Annotated in this window: 12 protein-coding genes; 3 read left to right on the top strand and 9 right to left on the bottom strand. The window is 70.9% G+C overall.

Features of this window, described 5'->3' with window-relative positions:
* Positions 1 to 8: 8 nt before the first annotated feature.
* From ACFY0P_RS14440 to ACFY0P_RS14430, 3 genes are all read right to left on the bottom strand, one after another.
* Entirely contained in the window at positions 9 to 4,946 is a 4,938-nt protein-coding gene (locus ACFY0P_RS14440) for an NAD-glutamate dehydrogenase (RefSeq protein ID WP_388911588.1), read from the bottom strand.
* Positions 4,947 to 5,694: 748 nt separating this feature from the next.
* Positions 5,695 to 6,360, bottom strand: coding sequence for an HAD family hydrolase (locus ACFY0P_RS14435; RefSeq protein ID WP_388911585.1), 666 nt, complete (start codon positions 6,358 to 6,360; stop codon positions 5,695 to 5,697).
* A gap of 91 nt (positions 6,361 to 6,451) precedes the next feature.
* Positions 6,452 to 6,967: a DUF6912 family protein gene (locus ACFY0P_RS14430; RefSeq protein ID WP_388911582.1), complete on the bottom strand. Its 516-nt coding sequence runs from the start codon at positions 6,965 to 6,967 to the stop codon at positions 6,452 to 6,454.
* A 338-nt stretch (positions 6,968 to 7,305) separates the two neighbouring features.
* Between ACFY0P_RS14430 and ACFY0P_RS14425 the strand changes: the two genes are divergently transcribed.
* Positions 7,306 to 7,767 carry an Rv3235 family protein gene (locus ACFY0P_RS14425; RefSeq protein WP_388911579.1) on the top strand — a complete coding sequence of 154 codons (462 nt, stop codon included), beginning with the start codon at positions 7,306 to 7,308 and terminating at the stop codon, positions 7,765 to 7,767.
* A gap of 129 nt (positions 7,768 to 7,896) precedes the next feature.
* Here ACFY0P_RS14425 and secA read toward each other — a convergent pair whose 3' ends face one another.
* Complete coding sequence (gene secA / locus ACFY0P_RS14420; protein WP_388911576.1) at positions 7,897 to 10,743, bottom strand: preprotein translocase subunit SecA; 2,847 nt, start codon at positions 10,741 to 10,743, stop codon at positions 7,897 to 7,899.
* Positions 10,744 to 11,034: 291 nt separating this feature from the next.
* Between secA and ACFY0P_RS14415 the strand changes: the two genes are divergently transcribed.
* Positions 11,035 to 11,610: a GNAT family N-acetyltransferase gene (locus tag ACFY0P_RS14415; protein WP_388911573.1), complete on the top strand. Its 576-nt coding sequence runs from the start codon at positions 11,035 to 11,037 to the stop codon at positions 11,608 to 11,610.
* Between the two features lie 49 nt (positions 11,611 to 11,659).
* Positions 11,660 to 12,877, top strand: coding sequence for a winged helix-turn-helix domain-containing protein (locus ACFY0P_RS14410; RefSeq protein WP_388911570.1), 1,218 nt, complete (start codon positions 11,660 to 11,662; stop codon positions 12,875 to 12,877).
* Positions 12,878 to 12,904: 27 nt separating this feature from the next.
* Here the strand turns inward: ACFY0P_RS14410 and ACFY0P_RS14405 are convergent, their stop codons facing one another.
* The 5 genes from ACFY0P_RS14405 to mtrB all read right to left on the bottom strand — a co-directional run bounded on the left by ACFY0P_RS14405 (position 12,905) and on the right by mtrB (position 19,945).
* Positions 12,905 to 13,654, bottom strand: a complete 750-nt coding sequence (locus ACFY0P_RS14405) for a response regulator (protein ID WP_388911567.1) — start codon at positions 13,652 to 13,654, stop codon at positions 12,905 to 12,907.
* 207 nt (positions 13,655 to 13,861) lie between these two features.
* A complete protein-coding gene (gene hpf / locus ACFY0P_RS14400; RefSeq protein ID WP_388911564.1) occupies positions 13,862 to 14,554 on the bottom strand; it encodes a ribosome hibernation-promoting factor, HPF/YfiA family in 693 nt (230 codons plus the stop codon).
* Between the two features lie 314 nt (positions 14,555 to 14,868).
* The gene (locus ACFY0P_RS14395; RefSeq protein ID WP_388911561.1) at positions 14,869 to 15,795 is read right to left on the bottom strand and encodes a ComF family protein; all 927 of its coding nucleotides are present in this window, start codon (positions 15,793 to 15,795) and stop codon (positions 14,869 to 14,871) included.
* Between the two features lie 279 nt (positions 15,796 to 16,074).
* Positions 16,075 to 17,913, bottom strand: coding sequence for an LpqB family beta-propeller domain-containing protein (locus ACFY0P_RS14390; protein ID WP_388911558.1), 1,839 nt, complete (start codon positions 17,911 to 17,913; stop codon positions 16,075 to 16,077).
* Positions 17,903 to 19,945: an MtrAB system histidine kinase MtrB gene (mtrB, locus tag ACFY0P_RS14385; protein ID WP_388911555.1), complete on the bottom strand. Its 2,043-nt coding sequence runs from the start codon at positions 19,943 to 19,945 to the stop codon at positions 17,903 to 17,905. Before mtrB ends, ACFY0P_RS14390 begins: the two co-directional genes overlap by 11 nt.

The raw sequence follows: 19,945 nt of genomic DNA, 5'->3' as shown, positions 1-19,945 counted from the left end.
TCGTACGGCTACGAGTGCGTGCGCAGCAGCGTCCGCATCGTCCGCATGGCCACCGAGAGGTTGGCCAGGTCGAAGGAGTCCGAGCTGCGGATCTCCTCCAGGGTGGTCCGGGCCCGGCCCAGGATCGCGGCGTTCTTCTGCTCCCAGGCCTGGTAGCGCTGCTCGGGAGTCGCCGTGCCGTCGCCCGCGGCGAGCACGTCGGCGGTGAGCATCGCGTGGGCCGCGTACAGGTCCTCGCGGATGGATGCGCGGGCCATCGACTGCCAGCGGTCGGCGCGCGGGAGCTCGATGATGCGGTCCATCAGCTGGCTGACGCCGAGGCGGTCGGCGAGGTCGTAGTAGACCTCGGCGACGTCCAGCGGCTCCTTGCCCGTGCGGTCGGCCACCGAGACGATGTCCAGCGCCGGGAAGGCGGAGGAGAAGCCGGCCACGCGGGTGGCGACCTCGGCGGGCACGCCGGCGCCGGACAGCTCGTCGTACACGTGCTGGTACCACTCCAGGTCCGCGCCGCGCAGCAGCTTCGGCAGCTGCTGCCAGACCTGCTCGACCCGCTCGGCGAAGAAGTCGACGGTCTCCAGGAGCTGGAGCGGCTGCGGCCGGTTGTTGAGGAGCCAGCGGGTGCCGCGCTCCACCAGGCGGCGGGAGTGCAGCCGGATCCGGGTCTGGACGGCCGCGTCGACCTTGTTGTCCAGCTCCTCGACCGCGTCCCACACCGGGGCCGAGCGGAAGATGGCGCGGGCCGCGGTCTGCGCCCGGACGATCTCCTCCAGGGAGGCCCCGGTCTCCTCGCGCAGCCGGTGCAGGTAGGTCGTACCACCGGTGTTGACCGTGTCGTTGACCAGGACCGTGGTGGTGATCTCGCGGCGCAGCGGGTGGGTGGCGAGCGCGGCGGCGAACCGCTCGCGCAGGGCCGTCGGGAAGTACGCGTGCAGCAGGCTGCTCAGGTACGGGTCGTCCGGCAGCGTGGTGGCCAGCAGCTCGTCGGCGACCGTGATCTTCGTGTACGCCAGCAGGACGGCCGTCTCCGGGCCGGTCAGGCCCTGGCCGGTGCCGATGCGCTCGCGGATCTGGCGGTCGGTGGGCAGGAACTCCAGGGCCCGGTCGAGGTGGCCCTCCCTGACCAGGTGGCGCAGGAACCGCTGCTGGGCGTGGAGCATGTCCCCGGACTGGGCCAGGGCGTTGGCGATCGCCACGTTCTGCGCGTAGTTGTTGCGCAGCACCAGGGCGCCGACCTCGTCGGTCATCTCGGCGAGCAGCTTGTTGCGCTGCTTGACCGTCATGTCGCCGTCCGCGACCACGCCGTTGAGCAGGATCTTGATGTTCACCTCGTGGTCGGAGGTGTCCACGCCGGCGCTGTTGTCGATGGCGTCGGTGTTGATCTTGCCGCCCTGGCGGGCGAACTCGATCCGGCCCAGCTGGGTCAGGCCCAGGTTGCCGCCCTCGCCGACGACCTTGACGCGCAGGTCGGCGCCGTCGACGCGGATGGCGTCGTTGGCCTTGTCGCCGACGTCCGCGTTGGACTCGGTCGACGCCTTGACGTACGTACCGATGCCGCCGTTCCACAGCAGGTCGACCGGGGCCCCGAGGATCGCCTTCATCAGGTCGGCCGGGGTCAGCTTGGTGACCTTCTCCTCGATGCCGAGGGCCTCGCGGATGTGGCTGTTGACCGGGATGGCCTTGGCGCTGCGCGGGAAGATCCCGCCGCCCGCCGAGAGCAGGTCGGTGTCGTAGTCGCCCCAGCTGGAGCGGGGCAGGTCGAACAGGCGGCGGCGCTCGGCGTAGGAGGTGGCCGCGTCCGGGTTCGGGTCGATGAAGATGTGCCGGTGGTCGAAGGCGGCGACCAGGCGGATGTGCTCGCTGAGCAGCATGCCGTTGCCGAACACGTCACCGGACATGTCGCCGATGCCGACGACCGTGAAGTCCTCGGCCTGGGTGTCGACGCCCAGCTCCCGGAAGTGCCGCTTCACGGACTCCCAGGCACCGCGTGCGGTGATGCCCATGCCCTTGTGGTCGTAACCCGCGGAGCCGCCGGAGGCGAAGGCGTCGCCGAGCCAGAAGTTGTAGCTGCCGGCGACCTCGTTGGCGATGTCGGAGAACGTCGCCGTGCCCTTGTCGGCCGCGACCACCAGGTAGGTGTCGTCCTCGTCGTGCCGGACCACGTCCTGCGGGGGCACGACCTCGCCGGCCACCATGTTGTCGGTGATGTCGAGCAGCGCCGAGATGAACGTCTTGTAGCTGGCGATGCCCTCCGCGAGCCACGCGTCCCGGTCCACGCCCGGGTCGGGCAGCTGCTTGGCGACGAAGCCGCCCTTGGCGCCGACCGGCACGATGACGGTGTTCTTCACCATCTGCGCCTTGACCAGGCCGAGGATCTCGGTGCGGAAGTCCTCACGCCGGTCGGACCAGCGCAGACCGCCGCGCGCGACCTTGCCGAAGCGCAGGTGCACACCCTCGACCCGCGGCGAGTACACCCAGATCTCGAACGCCGGGCGGGGCGCCGGGAGGTCCGGGATGGCCTGCGGGTCGAACTTCATGGAAACGTAGGAGTGCGGCTTGCCGTCGGCCGTCTCCTGGAAGAAGTTGGTGCGCAGCGTCGCCTTGATGACGGTCAGGAAGGAACGCAGGATGCGGTCCTCGTCGAGACTCGCCACCTGGTCAAGGGCCGCGTCCAGCTCCTCCAGCAGAGCGTCGGTGATCTCCAGGCCGGCCTTCTGCCGGTCCGGCGACATCCGCGCCTCGAACAGGGAGACGAGCAGCCGGGTGGTGTGGACGTTGTTGCGGAGGGTGGTCTCCATGTAGTCCTGGCTGAACGTGGAGGCGGCCTGCCGCAGGTACTTCGCGTACGCCCGCAGCACCATCGCCTGCCGCCAGCTCAGCCCGGCGCTCAGCACCAGCGCGTTGAAGCCGTCGTTCTCCGCGAGGCCGGTCCAGGTCGCCGCGAACGCGTCCTGGAAGCGCTCACGGCCGTCGTCGCCCAGGTAGTCGCCGTTGCCGCCGCCGGCCACCTTCGGCATGCGCAGCCCGAAGTCGTAGATCCACGCGGTCGTCCGGTCCGCGCAGCGCAGTTCGTACGGCCGCTCGTCGATCACCTCGACGCCCAGCCGGTTCAGGACCGGCAGCACGGCCGACAGGGAGATCGCCGCGCCCTTGCGGTAGATCTTGAAGCGGCGCTCGCCGGGAGCGGCGCCCACCGGCTCGTAGAGGCTGAGCGCGAAGTCGTTGCCCGGCTCCTCGGTGAGCCGCTCCAGGTGGACCAGGTCGGCGACCGCCGCGCGCGGGGTGTGGTCGGCCTTGTAGCCCTCGGGGAAGGAGTTGGTGTAGCGGCGCTGCAGCTCGGCCGCGCGCTCCTCGCCGCACTCCGCGTTGAGCGCCTCGGCGAAGGCGTCGGCCCAGGAGCGGGCCGCCTCGACCAGGCGGGCCTCGATGCGGTCCTTGTCGGCGTCCGACAGCTGGGGCAGCTCGGTGCCCTGCGGGACACGGACGACGAAGTGCAGCCGGGAGAGGATCGACTCGGTGTTCCAGGCCGTGAAGTCGACGCTGATGCCGCCGAGCTCCTCCTTCAGGATGTCGATGATCCGCAGCCGGACGCCCGTGGTGTAGCGGTCGCGCGGGAGGTAGACGAGGGCCGAGTAGTAGCGGCCGTACTCGTCCTGGCGCAGGTACAGGCGCAGCCGGCGGCGCTCCTGGAGGTAGAGCACGCTCGTGACGATCGACTCCAGCTCCGGGACCGGGGTCTGGAACATGTCGTCGCGCGGGTAGGTCTCCATGATCTGCATCAGGTCGCGGCCGTCGTGGCTGTTGGGCGAGAAGCCCGCCCGCTCCAGCACCTCTTCGACCTTGCGGCGGATGACCGGCACCCGGCGCACCGACTCGGTGTAGGCGGCGGACGAGAACAGCCCCAGGAAGCGCCGCTCACCCACCACGTTGCCGTCGGCGTCGAACTTCTTGACGCCGATGTAGTCCAGGTACGACGGCCGGTGCACGGTGGCCCGGCTGTTCGCCTTGGTCAGGACGAGGAGCTTGTGCTCACGGGCCTTGGCGCGCGCGTCGGCCGGGAGCCGCTCGAAGGAGGGGCTGACCGGGTGGCCCTCCTCGCCGGCGTGCTGCGGGTCGGAGCGCAGGATGCCGAGGCCGGTGCCGGGCACGGCGGCCAGCGAGTCGTCCTCGCGCAGCTGGTACTCGCGGAAGCCGAGGAAGGTGAAGTGGTCTGCGGCCAGCCAGCGCAGCAGCTCGCGGGCCTCCTCGACCTCGGGGCGCGGCAGGTCGGCGGGGACCGGCTCCTCACCGAGGTTCTCGGCGACGCGGACGGCCGCCTCCCGCATCTTCTCCCAGTCCTCGACGGCCTCGCGGACGTCGGACAGCACGCGCAGCAGGTCGGCGGTGATCTGCTTGAGGTCGGAGCGGTCGGTCTCGCGGTCGATCTCGACGTGGATCCACGACTCGGTGTACGCGTCGTGCGGCAGTTCCTCGCCGACGGCCGAGGTGGGCAGCACCTCGATCAGCTTGCCGGTGAGGTCGCGGCGGACGGCGATCTGGGGGTGGATGACGACGTGGATGCCGCGTCCCTGCCGGGTCAGCTCGTTGGTGACCGAGTCCACGAGGAACGGCATGTCGTCGGTGACGACCTCCACCACCGTGTGGGTGCAGGTCCACCCGTTCTCCTCGACGGTCGGGGTGTGGACCCGGACGTTCGCGGTGCCCTGGGGGCGGGTCTCGGCGAGGCGGTAGTGCGAGACGGCAGCGCCGAAGACGTCGACCGGGTCGCGGTCGGCCAGGTCTTCCGGTGCGGTGTGCAGGTAGTAGCGCTGGAGGAACGCAAAGACGGACTCCTGGTCCACCTCTCCCGTCGTCCCAGTCGGTAGGTGCCCCCCGGCCGGGCTGTTCTCAGCTACCCGGGCGGCCCGATCGAGCAGCTCGGCCTTGGCTTCGTCCAGCTTGGTCTGCATTGTCCTCTGGCTCCTGTCGCGCGCCATTGCGTGACGTAGAAGGAAGTACGGGCTCTTCCCCCTGCGGCTCGACGCCACGGCCGGGTTCTCCGGTCTGCTCCGACGCTATGCCGCAAGGTGAGACGAGCGGGGGGTATTGAGCCATATTTGAGCTGCTCGGCAGGTGTGATGCTGCTCTCGGCAGCGCTCCTTGCCTGGGCCGCCTTCGGCGCCCTCCGCCCGGGAAGACCAGCGACCGCCACCCGGTCACGGAGGTGTTCCGTGCTCACCGGGCGCAGGGCAGGGGCACCGATGCCCCCGCGAACTATCGCGCTGATCACGCCACCAAGGCTATCGCTCCCGACCGGGGGGCCGTCATGAGCCGTATGTGTACAAAACAGAGGGTAGAACTTTGACGTTCTGCACAGGGGCGCGGTGGCGCGGCGCTGGCTTGGCCGACATGGGGGGGTGGGGGGGGTGGCTGAAAACAGGCGGTGAGGGTGCGGGTGAGTGGGGGCTGGTCGCGCAGCTCCTCCCCCAGCCTTCGGCCGGGGGTACCCCCAGCGCCCCTAAAGGGGCGCTGCAGTCACGTCAGCCACACAGCTGCGGGCAGTCGTGCCTCCCCCAGTGCCTCAAGGGCCTGGGAGGTGCCCCCAGGGCGGCACGGGTGGGCGATGGGGGTCCCCCGCGCGAGCGAAGCCGAGCGTGGGGGAGGCACCCCGCCAACGCGGGCGAGTGAAACCCCCCGCTCCCAGCCCACCCGCACGACTCACGCCACCAGCCGCTCCGCCTCCTCGACGGCCTCCGCCAGCGAGTCCACGACCGGCACCCCGGCCTCCTCCAGGCTCGCCCTGCCGTGCGACCCCCCGGTGTACAGCACCGCCTTCGCCCCCACCGCCTGCGCCGCCACCGCGTCGTCCGCCGCGTCCCCGATCACCACAGTCCGCCCCGGCCTCACATCCGCCAGTTGCCGCAGATGCCGCACCATGTGCTCGGCCTTGCTGCCCCCCGACGGCCCGACCCGCCCCTCCACCCGTATGAAGTGCGGCTCGATCCCGAACCCCCGCACCAGCGGGACCAGTTCGTCATGCACGTACATGCTCAGCAGCGACTGGCTGCGCCCTGACGAACGCCACCCGGCCAGCAGCTCGGCCGCCCCCTCGGTCAGCCCGCACAGGCCGCGGTGCTCGGCGTAGTACCGGTGGAAGACCTCGTCCATGACCTCCCACTCGGCCCCCGTCGGCAGCCGCCCCATCAGCCGCTCGTAGAACTTCGGCACCGGCACGCAGTACAGCGCCCGGTACTGCTCCAGCGTGATCGGCGCCAGGCCCAGCTCGGCCGAGGCCGCGTTCGTCGCCCCGATGATCGCGTCATTGTCGTGGAACAGCGTCCCGTTCCAGTCCCAGACAATGTGTGCGCTTTCATGCTTCCCCATGCCAAAAACGCTACCCGCCGCCACTGACAATCAAGACCGACGGCACATCACCGCAGGTCACAGCCACCCTGCCGGCCCCGTCGGCCTCGCCTCAGCCGCCCAGCCCCACCAGGTTCGGGATCTCCTGCGTGGCGTACCAGAGCAGTTCGTGGTCCTCGGCCCCGTCCACGACGAACTGCGCGTCGTCGTCACCGCCGTCCGCCGCCTCCAGCGCCCCGGCCGCCGCGGTCACGTCCTCCTCCGCGTCGTCGGAGTCGACGTGCACCGCGGCCGCCCTGGCCAGCGCCACCGTCCCGGTCACCCGGACCTCGCCCAGCGCCACCGGGTCGAGCCCGCGGTCCGGGTCGGCCGCCGCCGCGCCGTCGGGCACGTCGACGGCGACCACGACCCGGCGCCGCACCGCGCCCGGGTCGGCGGCCAGCAGCCGCAGGGAGGCCAGCGCGGCCCGGTTGAGCGCGGCGTACTCCAGTTCCTCTATGTCGTCGGAGAGGTACCACTCGCGCAGCGCGGGCGTGACGGCGTAGGCGACGAACGGACCGGTCCCCAGCTCGCCCGTCTTGTGCGCCTCGGCAAGCCCGGGGAGGGTCAGGGGGACGTAGACGCGCATGGCTGGGCCGCTCTCTTCCTGCTCTTCGACTCTGCTTCGGCATTGCGCCTCCCGGAGGGCCTGGCGCCTTCCGGAGGGCCTTCAGGATACGTGCGGGCGTCCCCTTTCGGGTCCCGGCCGGTGACGTCGGGAGCGTCCACCCGACGCCCCGCGATTCACCCGGTCCGGCCGCCCGCCCAGCGGATTTCCCACACCCCCGACCACTCGGATAGGTGAACATTCCCGGACCCCGACACGGGCCCGCCACCGCCTTGCTGTCGCCGTCCCGGCCCCCGTACAAGATCGGTGACCGAAAGTTACCGCCCGGTACCCGCCGGGCCCGCCGAACGGGGATGCCCATGAACAAGGTCATGACCAGGACCGCCCAGCTCCGCCCGGCCACCAGGCCGCCCGGCCGCCGCGACTCCCGCCGCCCCGGCGCCCCCTCCTCCCGCCGGCCCCTCACGCCTCCGGCGGCCCCGCGCGGCCCACGACCCACCGACCTCTTCGCGGAGCGTCTGCTGGCCGTCCTCAGCGGCCGCCGCCCCGTCCACTGGATGCTCCGGCACACCGCAGGACACGCCTACGACGACCTGGCCCGCCTCGCCGAACGCGGCCCCCTGCGTACCCGCGGCACCGACCCCGTCGTCCGCGACATCGGCTACTACGTCCCCCGCGCCGGTGCCCTGGAGGTCTTCGCCCGCATCGCCGCCGGCGACCGGCTGCGCGCGATGGCCTTCCGCCTGGAGCAGGGCGCGGACCTGCGCTGGCGCTGCACGGCAGTGGAGATGGGCGGCCCACGCCCGCCGCACGGCCCCTGACGGCGTGCAGACGGGCCTGGCCCCCGGTCGAGGGCCACCCAGGCCCGCCCAGGCCCCACGCGGCAAGCCGAAGGGCCGGCCCCCCTCTCCAGGGTGACCGGCCCTCGCGAACCGCGCGCTGGTGCCGGGTTACTTCCTGCGGCCGCGCCGGCTCTTCGCCTGCTTGCGGCGCTCGGCGCGGGTCAGGCCGTCGGCCTCGGAGCGGGCCGGCTCCTCGTCGTCGTAGTCGAAGTCGCCCTCGACGAGGCCGCCCTCGCCGTCCACCGTGGCCGCGGAGAAGTGCATGCCCCGCCGCTGCGGCGCCTCAAGACCCTTCGCGCGGATCTCGGGACGGGAACCCGCCTGGGCCGGCACCGCGTCCTGGACGCTCTCCACGGCCCCCTCGGTGTCCTCGACCGGGACCTCCTCGACCTGCTGCTCGACCTGGACCTCCAGGTTGAACAGGTAGCCGACGGACTCCTCCTTGATGCCGTCCATCATCGCGGTGAACATGTCGAAGCCCTCGCGCTGGTACTCGACCAGCGGGTCCTTCTGGGCCATCGCGCGCAGGCCGATGCCCTCCTGGAGGTAGTCCATCTCGTAGAGGTGCTCGCGCCACTTGCGGTCCAGGACCGACAGCACGACCCGGCGCTCCAGCTCGCGCATGATCTCGGAGCCGAGCTGCGCCTCGCGCGACTCGTACTGCTCGTGGATGTCGTCCTTGATGGACTCGGAGATGAACTCGGCGGTCAGGCCCGCACGGTCGCCGGCCGCCTCCTCCAGCTCGTCGACGGTGACCTTGACCGGGTAGAGCTGCTTGAAGGCGCCCCACAGACGGTCGAGGTCCCAGTCCTCCGGGAAGCCCTCGGCGGTCTCCGCGCCGACGTACGCGTCGATCGTGTCGTCCATGAAGTGCTGGATCTGCTCCTGCAGGTCCTCGCCCTCCAGGACGCGGCGGCGCTCGCCGTAGATGACCTCGCGCTGCCGGTTGAGCACCTCGTCGTACTTCAGGACGTTCTTACGGGTCTCGAAGTTCTGCTGCTCGACCTGCGACTGCGCGGACGCGATCGCGCGGGTGACCATCTTGTTCTCGATCGGCACGTCGTCCGGCACGTTCGCCATGGACATCACGCGCTCGACCATCTGGGCCTTGAACAGGCGCATCAGGTCGTCGCCGAGGGAGAGGTAGAAGCGGGACTCGCCGGGGTCGCCCTGACGGCCGGACCGACCGCGCAGCTGGTTGTCGATCCGCCGCGACTCGTGCCGCTCGGTACCGAGGACGTAGAGCCCGCCGAGGTCCTTGACCTCCTCGAACTCGGCCTTCACCGCCTGCTCGGCCTTCTCCAGGGCGGCGGGCAGCGCCTGCGCCCACTCCTCGATGTGCTCCTCGGGGTCGAGGCCGCGCTGCCGCAGCTCCGCCTCGGCGAGGTCCTCGGGGTTGCCGCCGAGCTTGATGTCCGTACCACGGCCGGCCATGTTGGTGGCCACCGTGACGGCACCCTTGCGGCCGGCCTGGGCGACGATCGAGGCCTCGCGCTCGTGGTGCTTGGCGTTGAGCACCTCGTGCTGGATGCCGCGCTTGGAGAGCTGCTGCGAGAGGTACTCCGACTTCTCGACGGAGGTCGTGCCGACCAGGATCGGCTGGCCCTTCTCGTGCTTCTCGGCGATGTCGTCGACGACCGCCTCGAACTTGGCGACCTCGGTGCGGTAGATCAGGTCCGACTGGTCCTTGCGGACCATCGGCCTGTTCGTCGGGATCGGGACCACGCCGAGCTTGTAGATCTGGTGGAACTCGGCGGCCTCGGTCATGGCCGTACCGGTCATGCCGGACAGGCCCGGCTGTTCCTTGCCGTTGTGGTCGTGACGCTTGTAGAGGCGGAAGAAGTTCTGCAGGGTGATCGTGGCGAGGGTCTGGTTCTCGTCCTTGATGTCCACCCCTTCCTTCGCCTCGATCGCCTGGTGCATGCCCTCGTTGTAGCGGCGGCCGGCGAGGATACGGCCGGTGTGCTCGTCGACGATCATGACCTCGCCGTCGAGGACGACGTAGTCCTTGTCCTTCTTGAAGAGCTCCTTCGCCTTGATGGCGTTGTTCAGGTAGCCCACCAGAGGCGTGTTCACCGACTCGTAGAGGTTGTCGATGCCCAGCCAGTCCTCGACCTTGGAGACACCGGACTCGTGGATGGCGACGGTGCGCTTCTTCTCGTCGACGTCGTAGTCGCCGGTCTCCTCCTGACCCTTGAGCGGGTTGCCGGCCTCGCCCTTCTTCAGGCGCAGGACCAGCTTGGCGAAGTCGCCGTACCACTTGGTGGCCTGGTCGGCCGGGCCGGAGATGATCAGCGGCGTACGGGCCTCGTCGACCAGGATGGAGTCGACCTCGTCGACGATGGCGAAGTTGTGGCCGCGCTGGACGAGCTCGTCCTGGGCCCACGCCATGTTGTCGCGCAGGTAGTCGAAGCCGAACTCGTTGTTCGTGCCGTACGTGATGTCGCACGCGTACTGCTCGCGGCGCTGGGCCGGCGTCATGTTGGCGAGGATGCAGCCGACGGTGAGGCCCAGGAACTTGTGGACGCGGCCCATCATCTCGGAGTCGCGCTCGGCCAGGTAGTCGTTGACCGTGATGAGGTGGACGCCCTTGCCCGCCAGCGCGTTGAGGTACGCGGGCAGGGTGCCGACGAGGGTCTTGCCCTCACCGGTCTTCATCTCCGCCACGTAGCCGAGGTGGAGGGCCGCGCCGCCCATGATCTGCACGTCGTAGTGGCGCTGGCCGAGGGCGCGCTTGGCTGCCTCACGGACGGTGGCGAACGCCTCGGGGAGCAGGTCGTCGAGGCTCTCACCGTCGGCGTAGCGCTGCTTGTACTCATCGGTGAGGGCTCGCAGCTCGGCGTCGGAGAGGTCGACGAAGTCCTCTTCGATGGAGTTGACCTGGTCCGCGATGCGGTGCAGCTTGCGCAGGATCTTGCCTTCGCCTGCACGCATGATCTTCGAGAGGACGGACACGGGGGTTTGTCTCCTTGCCGGTCGGGCCTGGGAGGGTCGGTTTCCATTTGACGTACTGAGCAACGGCCATCGTATGCGAGGACCCGGCTGTGTCGGGAGGCCTGTCGGCCCGACGACGGTCCGTCGCCTTTCAGAGGGCCCTGCCGGCCCACTTCGTGCTTCATCCGGGACAACGGCCGGGGCGGACGGATAGTGCCGCGACGGGGCGAGGAATTGCGCGAAATGTGATCACTCGCTCACGGAGAGCGAAATCAATGGCGTACCGGACGCCCTGGCGAGCAGAATCAGCCGATGGAACCCGTCACGCTCACCACCCCTCGTCTGCTGCTGCGCGCGGTCGGCCCGCAGGACACCGACGCGGTGTACGCGGCCGTCCAGGACCCCGACATCCAGCGCTGGACGACGATCCCTTCGCCCTACCTCGCCGAGCACGCCCGGAGTTTCACGGAGCAGATGGTGCCCGACGGCTGGTCGGAGGGCTCGATGTTCACCTTCGGCGTCTTCCTTCCGACGGGAGGGCTGGCCGGGATGCTCGCCCTGACCATGCGCTCGCCGGGGACTGCCGAGGTGGGTTTCTGGACCGCCAAGGTGCACCGCGGCCACGGGTACACCGCCGAAGCCACCGTCGCGACCGCCCGCTGGGCGTTCACGCGGATGGCGATCGACCGGGTCGAATGGCGTGCCGAGGTCGGCAACCACGCCTCGCGCGCGGTCGCGGAACGCGCGGGCTTCACCGTCGAGGGCACCCTCCGCTCCTCCCTCAACAACAAGGGCGTACGACGCGACTGCTGGGTCGGCTCCCTGCTCCCGTCGGACCTGGGCCTGCCCTCCGCGGCGCCCTACCTGCCGGCCCCCTCGCACGGCTGAAACCGCAGCTCGTGCCGGGCTGTCAGTGCCACCCTCTATCGTCCGACCCATGACGACCCTCCCGCGCCCCGCCGCCGCCCTCTCGGCGGACGAAGCCCGTCGTATCGCGCTGAAGGCACAGGGCTTCCTCGGCGCCCCCGACCGCCGCTCCGGCGTGCGGGGCGTGCTCCGCCACCTCGGCGCGGTCCAGCTCGACACCATCTCGGTCCTCGCCCGCTCGCACGAGTTGATCCCGTACGCCCGTCTCGGCCGCGTCGGCCGCAGGACGGTCGAGGCGGCCTACTGGCAGACAGGATCTTCGGGCGCGTCCCCGGCACGACCGCACGCCTTCGAGTACTGGTCGCACGCGGCCTGCATCCTCCCGATCGAGGAGTGGCCGCACTTCGCCTTCCGCCGCCGCGCCTACCGCGGTCGCCCGCACTGGAACCACGACCTTCCCGACGGCGCCTACGACCAGGTGATCAAGCAGCTGCGCAGCGAAGGCCCGCTGACCGCGACGGAGTTGGGCGGCGCGAAGAAGACCAGCGAGTGGTGGGACTGGTCCGGCACCAAGGTCGCCGTGGAGCGCGCCCTGATGTACGGCGAGGTGGTGTGCGTCCAGCGGCGCGGCTGGAAGCGGGTGTACGACCTGGCCGAGCGCGCGGTCCCGGGCGCGCTGCTCCACGACGAGCTGGACGACGCCGAGTGCCTGCGCCGCCTGGTGCGGCTGGCCGGGCAGTCGCTGGGTGTCGGTACGCGCGCGGACATCGCCGACTACCACCGGCTCAAGGGCGAGCAGGTCGACGCGGTGATCGCCGACTCGGGTCTGGTCCCGGTGGAGGTGGAGGGCTGGGGGAAGCCCGCCTGGGCGGACCCGGCGGCCCTGGCCGCGCCCCCGCGCGGCCGGCACCGTACGACGCTGCTCTCCCCGTTCGACTCCCTGATCTGGGACCGGGCGCGCACGGAACGGATCTTCGGCTTCACCCACCGCCTGGAGGCGTACGTCCCGAAGCCGAAGCGGGTGCACGGCTACTACGCGATGCCCGTGCTGGCCGGCGGCCGGCTCGTGGGCCGGGTGGACCCGGCGCGCGAGGCGGGCGGCGTCCTGGTGGCCCGCCAGGTCACGCTGGACGGCCCGAAGGCCGTCCCGGCGGTGGCGGAGGCGCTGGTCGAGGCGGCGAGCTGGGTGGACTGCACGACGGTGCGCGTGGAGCACGTCGACGCCCCCGAGCTGCGCGAGCCGCTCCTGAAGGAAGTGACCCGCGCCCTGATCGCCGCGCTGCGCTGACCGGTGCCGACGCCGGCACCGGCGGCCTCAGCGGATTTCGAGGATCTTCTCCCGCATCGCGTAGACCACCGCTTCCATCCTGGAGTGCAGCTGCAGCTTCTCCAGGATGTTGCGCACATGGTTCTTGACGGTGTTCTCGGAGATGAACAACTCCTTCGCGATATCGCGGTTGTTCATCCCCGTGGCGACCAGCTTGAGCACTTCGAGCTCACGGTCGGTCAGCCGCGGCGCCGGCACCAGCCGGCGCTCGTCGGTGCGCTGGATCATCGACTTGAACTCGGTGAGGAGTTTCGACGCCATGGACGGGCTGATCTGCGACTGGCCGTCGGCCACCGCGCGGATGGCGGTGGCCACCTCGTCGGTGGAGATCTCCTTGAGGAGGTATCCGGTCGCTCCCGCCTTGATCGCGTCGTAGAGATCGGCCTCTTCGTCGCTGATCGTCAGCATGATGATCTTCGCGCTGGGTGCGACCTCCTTGATGGAGGTGCAGGCCTCGATGCCGCCGCGCTTGGGCATCCGGACGTCCATCAGCACGATGTCGGGCAGCAGGTCGGCGGCCTTGTCGACGGCCTCCGCGCCGTCGCCCGCCTCCCCGACGACCTGGATGTCCTCCTCGGCGGCGAGCACGATCTCCAGTCCGCGGCGGAAGAGGGCATGGTCGTCGACGACAAGGACTCTGATCGGTTCCTTGCGCGAAGTACCGCCCGCGTCCGGGCCCATGCCGACGACGACGCCGTCGGCATCACCGTCCTGCATCGGTCCGAAGCTGTCCGCCATCGTTCCTCCCCCTGAAGGCTCTGGCCTGTGGTGCTGTGCCATCCGCCAACCCAAGGCAGCGGCCCACCGGTTGGGCCGTTGTGGCCATGATTCCATGCCCGGGCGACAACGGGGTGACCGAGCGGGGCGCGAAGTGGTCGCACACCGGTGCCCCTGGGGGCGCACACGCGCTTCCAGGGGCACAGGCTCAACTGCCGGGCGGGCCGGTCAGCCGCCCAGCGTGCCTCCCGCCGCGGGCGGTTGCGCCTGGGCGACCATCGGGTCCGTGTTGAGGTGGATGACACCGTAGTCGTACGCGTGCCGCCGGTAGACGACACTCGGCTCCTTGGTCTCGGAGTCGACGAACAGGTAGAAGTCGTGTCCGACCAGCTCCATCTCGTAGAGAGCCTGGTCGAGGGTCATCGGTGCGGCGACATGCGTCTTCTCGCGGACGACGAGGGGGCCTTCGCCCTGCACCTCGAGGGAGCCCATCTTCTTGGTGGGCACTCCGTCCGTGTCCTCGGGGTGGACGGGGCTGCCGTTCCCGTTGAGCGTCGCCGCGCCCGGGACGTGGTCGGGGACCTCGGCCGCCGAGATCCGCCGTGCGCCACGGCGCGAGAACCGCTTGTCGTGCTGCTTGCGCAGTCGCGCGTCCAGCTTCTCCGCCGCCAGGTCGAGTGCCGCGTACGGGTCACTGGCCGCTGCCTCCGCCCGGATCACCGGACCGCGGGAGCGGAGCGTGATCTCCACTCGGTCGCAACGGTCGGCCTGTCGGGGGTTGGGCTCCTTGGACACCTCGACGTCGAGGCTGATCACCTTGCCGTCGAGCTTCTGGATCTTCTCCAGCTTCAGCTTCTCGGCCACGTGCTTGCGGAACCGCTCGGGCACCTCGGTCTTGCGGCCCTTGACGACGATGTCCACGCAGAACTCCGTTCCCGGATCGCTCCGCTGCACTGCGGAGCATCTCCCTTTTGCACCCAGCTCCGGTGAACCCCGGAGCCTCGGACTCGGCGACTTCACCTCCTCCTCCCCCATGGGCAAGATCTGCACCCCGGCACCGCGATGATTGCGGAAAACCCGCGGCACGGCATTCGGATAGGGGAGACATGGCCTGCGGCTTTCTCCCTCACAACCGAACATATCTCGCCCGGACGGATGTCGTCACCCTCTACTGATGCGTACCTCCATTCAGGTGAATTGACCCCGTCACTACCTGCAACGATGTACGTTCACGGTCAGTTCCGGTTCATTTCGAAAGAATCCGGTGCGGCCGCGACCACAGCGGCGCGGACCGGCCCCGCGAGGCCGTTCGCCTCGGCCATTCCCGGTGCGTTCCGTACCCACTTCGCCCGCTCTTCCCCTGGTCCGGTCTTCCGTTCCTCCCTACCTTCCCAAGCCGCGCGCCGATACACAGCCCTTGTGGCCTCTCCTGTCCCTTCGGCCCCTGCGGCCTCCCTTACCGCGCGCGCCGCCTCCGCAAGGGTGGCGCCCGTGGTGACGAGGTCGTCGACGAGGACGACCCGGCCCCCGGCCAGCAACCGGGCACCGCCCGCCGTCACCTCCAGCGCGCCCGCAAGATTCGCGAACCGCTGCCGGGCGTTGAGCCCCGCCTGGTCGGCCACGGCCCGTCGCTGCCGCAGCACCGGGACCACCCGGGCCGAGGCCCCGGCACGCCGCAGCTCCGCGGCCGCCGCGAGGGCGATCCGCCGCACCGGGTCGTGTCCCCGCGCCCGTACGGCCCACGGCGCGGACGGCACGGGGACGAGCAGCACCGGCTCGGGCTCGGACGCGCCGGCGGTGCCACCCGTCGTACCGCCCCACGAGGCGACGATCCGCACGGTCCTGCCGTCCCGAAGCCCGGCCGAGCCGTCCCGCAGCCCGGACCGCACCGCTCCCGCGAGCGCCGCGCCCAGCGCCCCGGCGAGCGCCAGCGCACCACGCTCCTTGTGGGCGAGGAGAGCCGCCCGAACCTCGTCCGCGTAACGCGCCGCCGCGTACACCGCCGGCAGCCCGGGCGGTTCCGGCACCGGTCGCACCCGGCGCGGTACGGCCCCGCTCAGGGCGCCACGGCACTCGTCGCAGAGCACCGTGCGAGGCGTCCCACAGCCTCCGCACTCGGCCGGTAGCACCAGGTCGGTGAGGTCCTGCCACCACCCCCGCATGTGCCCACTGTGCCAACGACCGGCCCGACCGGCCACCCCTGTGGACAACCGCCTGTGGACAACTCCACGCGACACGCGTAGCACCTCACCCACACGGGTGAGAAAGAACGACGCCGGCCCGGAGAGGGTCGCCCGAGGCACCGAGACGGGCAGTAGCCAGGGCCACCCGGGCAACGGTTGCTTGAGGCGCACAACAGCTTCCGCCCCAGGGAACCCGAAAGCGGCCGTCCCGCCGGCTCGACGCCGGACCGGGACGGCCGCTCAAGCACGGCTCGGGGCTCAGCCCGGATAGACCGGCGCCGACCCGTCCTTGACCACCTTCTGCCACTGGTCCCCGGACGGCAGCCGGACGATCCCGTCGTCCTGCGAGCGGGCCACCAGCGGCACCCGGTCGTCCTCGGACGCGGCGATCGCCAGGATCCCCGTGAGCGCCGCGGGCGCCGGCCCGTCCGGCGTGGAGCCGTCGACCTGGACATACCGCGTCTGCTGCACGCCGCCCTGCTCGCGCCCGACCACCACGAGCCTGCTGTCCCCGGCCCAGGACATCGCGGTGACCTCCTCGGATCCGGGGGTCGCGGAGCGCAGTTCGAGGACCGAGACCTCCTGCTGGTCGTCGGACTTGGTGCGCTCGATCCGCCCGACGAGCAGCGACTGCTTGCCGTCCTTCTCGACGACGAGCGCGATCCGCACCCCGTCCGCGGCGACCCGCACGTCCTCGATGCGGCCGTCCAGTTCGGGGATCTGCACGGCCACCGGCTGGCCCACGCCCTGCGCCAGCATGTACAGCTGCGGCTTGGCGGGGTCGCGGTCGGCCACCCACAGGTCCCCGCGGGCGTCCCAGCTCGGCGCCGTCAGCCGGTCGTCCTCGGTCGCACCGTGGCTGGTCAGGACGGCGTCGCCCAGCGAACCGTCCGACGCGAGCGAGGTGACGTACAGCGTCCTGCCGTCGCTGGTGACCCCGGCCGCGGTCCGCTCGTCGCGGGCGACCGCCACCGACCGCAGCGGCTTGGTGCCCGCGCCGAACGGGCCCGGTACCGCGACCGCACTGGTGCCGGTGCCACCGGTCGTCATCCGCACCAGCCGGTGCTTGCCGTCGAGGAAGTACAGGTAGTCGGGGTGCTTGTTGGAGGCACGCCAGGCGGTCGCCTCGGCCTGCTCCTCGGTGACGTCGCACATGTGGGCGCCGTTGACGGACTGCACCGCCACCGAGTCCACGGTGGGTGTCAGGTTGCGCAGCGTGAAGAGCAGCTGGGTCGCCATCTCACTGCACTTGGCGGAACCGATCCGGGACGCCTTGACGTTCAGCGGCACCGTGAGCTGGTTCTGGTCGTCCGGTGTCAGCCCGGACACGCCCTTCTTCAGCGCCGTACCGGTCGGGAAACTCGACCGGACCACCGGGCGGAGCCAGGTGGTGGGACCGCTGAGCAGCGAACGCACCAGCTGGGTCGTCGGATCCACCCGGCTGCGCACGAAGACGGGATCGGCGACCGCCACCGGCTGCCCGGTCTCCCCGGCCGACGTGTCCGAGGCGAAGTAGTACTTGTCGACCGACGTGTAGTTGCGCTGGAAGTCGGACTTGCCCATCACGACTCCCTGCGGCAGCGAGTCGATCCGCCACTGCCCGCTCTTGGCGTCCCTCGTCAGATGCACCGTCCTGCGGTACGACCCGTCCGCCGGCGCGTACGCCTGCTGCGCGTCGACGGTGGCCACCCGGCTGCCCTGGAGCGCGTAGGTGATGCTGTTCGTGCCCTCACGGCTCGCAGGCCGCGGGTCCGTCTGGATGCTCGGCCCGTTCGCCAGCACCGCGGCCTGCGACTCCGGCTGCCAGGTCTTCGCGGCGGCCTTGGTCAGGTACTTGCGCGCCGTGTCGTAGTTCGGATCGTCACTGGTCAAGGCCTCCAGAAAGCCCTGCACGATCTCCGTGGACGAGGCGTCCTGCTGCGGCGGCATGGCGAAGACCCGCACCTGCGTGTCCTGCCGTGGCGTCGACTCGACGTCCCGCAGGTCGCCGCTGTCCGGCATGGAGGCACAGCCCCCCAGCAGTACGGCCCCACAGGCGGCGTACGCCACCGCGCGCGCCGGCCTGCGCCGGGCGCTCCCCTCGCGGTCAGCGCCCACGAAATGCCTCCCCTGGCTTGTTCGACTCGTCCGCCCCGTCGCCCTGCCCCTTCTCGGGCGTGCCCTCCTGACGCCCAGCGCCCTGGGCCGGGCGTGGCACCACGCGCGCGCCGTTGCCGGGCAGCGCGGTCGGGTCGGCGGTGGGGGCCACGGCGGCCATCCGCTGAGTCATCGGCGCGAGCGACGACGCCTGGCCGCCGCCGGGCTGCACCGGCACGGTGGCCCGCTTGTCCTCGCCGCTGCTCGGCAGACCGGCCTCGCCGAGCCCCCGGTTGCGCCGGGAGTCCTTGGGCTCCAGAGGTATCGGCGAGCCCCGCAACGGCTCGTCCGCCGTCCTGGGAAGCGTCAGCCGGAACTGCGAGCCACCGCCCGGCTCCCCCCACGCCTGCAGCCAGCCGCCGTGCAGCCGCGCGTCCTCCAGGGCGATCGACAGCCCCAGGCCCGTACCACCGGTGGTACGCGCGCGTGCCGGGTCGGCCCGCCAGAAGCGGCTGAAGACCCGGGTCGCCTCGCCGGGCTTGAGCCCGACGCCGTAGTCGCGCACCGCGACCGCGACCGCGCCGCCGGCCGCCGCCAGCTTGACGACGACCTCCTTGCCCTCGCCGTGCTCCACGGCGTTGACGACGAGATTCCGCAACACCCGCTCCACCCGCCGCGCGTCGGCCTCCGCAACGACGGGCTGCTGGTCTCCGACCACGCGTATGTGCGAGCCCTTGCGCTCCGCGAGCGGCGCGGCCCCGCTGACCACCCGCCGTACGACCTCCCTGAGGTCTATCGGCTCGGCCTCCAGCGCCGCAGCGCCCGCGTCGAAGCGGCTGATCTCCAGCAGGTCGGCGAGGAGCGACTCGAACCGGTCCAGCTGGTCGGCGAGCAGTTCCGCGGACCGCGCGGTCACCGGGTCGAAGTCCTCGCGGGCCTCGTGGATCACGTCGGCCGCCATCCGGACGGTCGTCAACGGTGTCCGCAGCTCGTGCGAGACGTCCGACACGAACCGGCGCTGCATCCGCGACAGTTCCTCCAGCTGCTGGATCTTCAGCTGGAGGTTCTGCGCCATCTTGTTGAAGGCCTCGCCGAGCCGCGCGATGTCGTCCTCGCCGGTGACCTTCATCCGCTCCTGGAGCCGCCCCGCCGACAGCCGCTCGGCGATCCCGGCCGCCATCCGCACCGGCGTGACGACCTGCCGTACGACGAGCCAGGCGATGGCCCCGAGGAGGACGACGACGAACAGTCCCGCGGTCGCCAGCGTGCCCTTGACCAGGCTGAGGGACTTCTCCTCCTGGGTGAGCGGGAAGAGGTAGTACAGCTCGTACGGGTCGTTGTTCGGGTCGCTGACCTGCTTGCCGATGACCAGCGCGGGCTGCGAGTCCTTGTCGTCCGTGTAGATGATCCGGGTATAGCTCTGCGCGGCCGTCGTATTGCCGTTGATCCGCGCGCGCAGGTCGTCGGGCACGCTGGCCGTCGGGTCGACCTGCCCGGAGGCCCGTGTGCGCCCGCCGCCGCTGTTGTTGTCGCCGGCAGGCAGCGTGACCACGTCGAAGGCGCCCTGGCCGCCGCTGGAGAGCGACTCGACGAGGTCGCTCATCCACGAGGTGACGTTCTGCGACTGCCGCCCGTCCGCCGACTCCGCGGTGTCACCGGTGCCGGTCGCGGCCTCGTCGGCCTTCTGCTTGGCCACCGCGAAACCACCGGTGGCCTGGCTCTGCGAGGCCTTCACCTTGGCGTCCAGCAGGCCGTTGCGCACCTGCCCGATGACGACGAAGCCGAGCAGCAGGACGACACCCAGCGACATCAGCAGCGTCGTGACGACGACCTTGAGCTGGATGTTGCGCCGCCACAGCCGCATGACCGGCAGCAGCGGCCGCCGCACCCAGCGCATGAACAGGCGCAGCACCGGGCTGCCCTGAACCCCGCCCTGAAGCAGTCCGCCCTCGAAGAGCAGGCGCCAGCGCGAACCGAACCGTTTCCCGCCGACAGGCCGCTCCGGACGGTCCCCGGACCGGCCGGGGGCCGAAGCGGCACTGTCACCGGACAT

Source organism: Streptomyces sp. NPDC001714, assembly GCF_042892755.1.
GTDB lineage: Bacteria > Actinomycetota > Actinomycetes > Streptomycetales > Streptomycetaceae > Streptomyces.
This window is presented reverse-complemented; position numbering and strand designations above follow the sequence as displayed.